Origin of the sequence: Micromonospora phytophila (assembly GCF_023656545.1) — a bacterium.
Classification (GTDB): domain Bacteria; phylum Actinomycetota; class Actinomycetes; order Mycobacteriales; family Micromonosporaceae; genus Micromonospora; species Micromonospora phytophila.
Map to the genome: position 1 here is coordinate 1 of NZ_JAMOKF010000491.1, position 2,934 is coordinate 2,934.

A 2,934-nucleotide genomic window follows, 5' to 3' on the forward strand; every position below is an offset into this window, starting at 1 on the left:
CACCGGGCGGCGCTGCCCCGGGCGGCCGTGGGCGTGCTGGCCGGGGCGCTGCTGATCGGCCTGGCCGCCGCGCTGATCGGCGGGGTCGCATGAGCGCGAGGAGTGAGCCGGTGTTGCGAGCCGTGCGGTCGCGAACAGAGGTGGCTCCCGTGAGCGCGAGGAGTGAGCCGGTGTTGCGAGCCCCGCAGTCGCGAACCGAGGTGGCTCCCGTGCGCGCGAGGAGTGAGCCGGGTCTGCGAGCCGTGCGGCCGCGAACCGAGGTGGCGCCGTGAGCTTCGGAGAGTTCCTGCTGGTCGCGGTGCTGGCGTTGCCGGCGTTCGGTGCGCTCGTGGTGGCCGCGACGCCCCGGGACCGGGCCGCCCGGGGAGTCGGCACGGCCGTCGCCGCGCTGACCCTGGTGGCCGCGGCGCTGCTCGCCCTCGGTGAGCGGACCTGGTCGACCTACGCGGCCGACGCTCCGGCGGTACGCCCCTGGCACCGGCTCGACCTGCCCTGGGTGCCCGGCCTGGACCTGCGTTTCCACCTCGGCGTGGACGGCATCTCCTGGCCGCTGGTGGTGCTGACCGCGCTGCTCACCCTGCTCTGCTGCGGCTACACGCTGTGGAAGGTCCCCGACGGCGGCAGCGGGCGGGCGCTGGTGGCGTTGCTGCTGGTTGTCGAGGTCGGCATCCTGGGCACCTTCCTCGCCCTCGACCTCGTGCTCTTCTTCGTCTTCTTCGAGGTCGTCCTGCTGCCGATGTACGCGATCATCGCTGGTTGGGGCGGCGCGGACCGGCGGCGGGCGGCCCGGAAGTTCGCCCTCTACACGCTGCTCGGCTCGGTGCTGCTGCTGGTCGGCGTCTACGTCGTGGTGGCCGCCGCCGGCACCGCCGACGTCGTCGCGCTGACCGGCGGGGCCGGGCTGTCCCGGGGCACCCAGCTCGCCGCGTTCACCCTGCTCGCGCTCGCGTTCGCGGTGAAGAGCCCGCTCTGGCCGCTGCACTCCTGGCTGCCCGACGCGCACACCCAGGCACCCACCGTGGGCAGCGTGATCCTCGCCGGGGTGCTGCTCAAGATGGGCACGTACGGCCTGGTCCGGATCGCGGTCGGGGTGGCCCCGGAGGGCGCCCGCTGGGCCGCGCCGGTGCTCGGCGTGCTGGCCGTGACGGCGATCCTGGTCGGCTCGCTGGTCTGCCTCGCGCAGGACGAGCTGAAGCGGCTGATCGCGTACTCCAGCGTCGGGCACATGGGCTTCGTGCTGCTTGGGGTCGCCACGCTCACCACCACCGGCATCCAGGCGGCGCTGCTCGGCAACGTCGCGCACGGGGTGATCACCGGCCTGCTCTTCTTCCTCGCCGGCGCGGTCAAGGACCGTACGCACACCGGCGCCCTCGCCGAGCTGTCCGGGCTGCGGGAGACCGCGCCCCGGCTGGCCGGGCTGCTCGGCTTCGCCGCCGTCGCCTCGCTCGGCCTGCCCGGGCTCGCCGGCTTCTGGGGCGAGGCGTTCGCGGTGATCGCCGCGATCGAGGTGGGCGGGGCGTTCTGGACCACCCTCGCCGTGTTGGCGGCGGTCGGCGCGGCGCTCACCGCGGCGTACTTCCTGCGGCTGCTGCGGCAGGTCACCCACGGCCGGCCCAGCCCGGCGGTGGGGCGGCTCACGCCCGGCCTGGCCGGCGCCGAGTTGACCGCCTGGGCGCCGCTGGTGCTGCTCGCCCTCGCGGTCGGGCTGGCCCCGACCCTGGTGCTCGGGGTCGCCGAGGCCCCGGTCGACGCCCTGGTGGAGGTGCTCCCGTGAGCGTGGTGCAGAGCGTCGACAACGTGGCGCTGCTCCCGGCGTACCTGGCCGCCGGGACCGCGGTGCTGGTGCTCCTGGCCGACCTGCTGGTCGCCCGGGCCCGGGTCACGCTGGCGACGGCCGCCGCCGGGGCGGTCGCCACGGCGCTCGGCGCGGCCCTGGTCGGCGCCGGGGACGAACGCCGGACCTTCTGCGTCGGCCCCGACTGCTCGTACGTCTTCAGCGGCCGGGCGGCGCTGGTCGCCGTGGTCGTCGCCCTGCTCACCCTCGGCGTCCTGGGGCTGTCGGGTCCGCTGCTGCGCGCCGGGCAGTCGCCGACCGGGGAGTACGCCTTCCTGCTCGCCTGCTCGATGACCGGCGGTGTGGTGCTCGGCGCGGCCGGCGACCTGATCACCCTGATCGTGGCGCTGGAGACGCTGACGCTGCCGCTCTACGTCCTGGTCGGGCTGCGCCGGGGGAGTCTGGCCAGCGCCGAGGCGGCGGTCACCTTCTTCGTGGTCAGCGTGGTCGCCACCACGCTGACGCTGCTCGGGGCGGCGCTGCTCTACGCGGCGACGGGTGGGTTGCACCTGGAACGGATCGGCGCGCTCCTCACCGACCGGCCGGAACTGCTCGACCTGCCGCTGACCACCGCCGCCGTGGCGCTGGTGGTGCTCGGGCTGGCCTTCAAGGTGGCGGCGGTGCCGTTCCACGCCTGGGCGCCGGCCGCCTACGACGGCGCTCCGCTGCCGGTGGCGGCGTACCTCTCCACCGCCTCGAAGCTGGGCGGCGTGGTGGCCCTGCTCGCGGTGGTGCGGTACGCACTGCCCGCCGACGTGACGGGCCCGGTGCTCGCCCTGCTGGCGGTGCTGACCATGACCGTCGGCAACCTGGTGGCGCTGCGCCAGCGCCGTACCGTCCGGCTGCTCGCCTGGTCCTCGGTGGCCCAGGCCGGTTACATCCTGGCCCCGCTCGGCGCGTTGGCGCTGACCGCCGGCCGCACCGCCGACGCCCGGACGGCCGCGTACGCCGCCGCCGTCGCGTACGCCGTCTTCTTCGTGGTGCTGGAGCTGGCGGCCTTCGCGGCCGTGGTGGCGCTGCGCCCGGCGGGCGCGGACGGCGGCACGGTCGACGACCTGCGTGGTGCGGCGCGGCGGCACCCGTGGCGGGCGGCGGCGCTC

General features: G+C 75.7%; 2 protein-coding genes. Both read left to right on the plus strand.

Annotated elements, in window-relative coordinates:
- Positions 1 to 268: 268 nt before the first annotated feature.
- Positions 269 to 1,774, plus strand: coding sequence for a complex I subunit 4 family protein (locus NCC78_RS30180; protein ID WP_250798784.1), 1,506 nt, complete (start codon positions 269 to 271; stop codon positions 1,772 to 1,774).
- A partial coding sequence (locus NCC78_RS30185) for an NADH-quinone oxidoreductase subunit N (protein ID WP_250798785.1) occupies positions 1,771 to 2,934 on the plus strand: 1,164 nt, incomplete at its 3' end. The genes NCC78_RS30180 and NCC78_RS30185, both read left to right, overlap by 4 nt.